This window comes from Corallococcus sp. AB049A (assembly GCF_003668885.1).
Taxonomy (GTDB): domain Bacteria; phylum Myxococcota; class Myxococcia; order Myxococcales; family Myxococcaceae; genus Corallococcus; species Corallococcus interemptor.
Map to the genome: position 1 here is coordinate 1 of NZ_RAWL01001051.1, position 459 is coordinate 459.

The window sequence follows — 459 nt, forward strand, 5'->3', positions numbered from 1 at the left end:
CTGCTGGACCGGCTGCAACGCAAGGCGGACGGGCGGAACATCAACCCGCGCGCGGGCATCCTGGAGGGTGAGGGTTCGCAGCAGGAGGTGAAGGACCCGGAGCAGGCGCGCCAGGGCATCGACGTGCTGTCCACGGTGCCGTCGCGGTCGGGGCCCGACAGCGCGGGCGCGCCGAGCTACTACGGCCTGCCGGTGTTGAAGGAGCCGCTGTGGATCTGGACGGTCCCGGCGTACTTCTACGTGGGCGGGGCCGCGGGCGCGGCGAGCGTGCTCGGGGTGGCGCTGGAGGCGTTCGGGGGAAGGAAGCTGGAGCGGCTGGCGGAGCGCTGTCACGCGGTGGCTGTGGCGGGGGACATCGTGAGCGCGGGGCTGTTGATCCACGACCTGGGCCGCCCGTCGCGCTTCCTGAACATGCTGCGCGTGTTCCGGCCCACGTCGCCCATGAGCATGGGCTCGTGG

Annotated in this window: 1 protein-coding gene; it reads left to right on the forward strand. The window is 72.3% G+C overall.

Annotated elements, in window-relative coordinates:
* On the forward strand, window positions 1–459 hold a 459-nt coding region (nrfD, locus tag D7X55_RS40820; RefSeq protein WP_233610443.1), incomplete at both ends, for an NrfD/PsrC family molybdoenzyme membrane anchor subunit.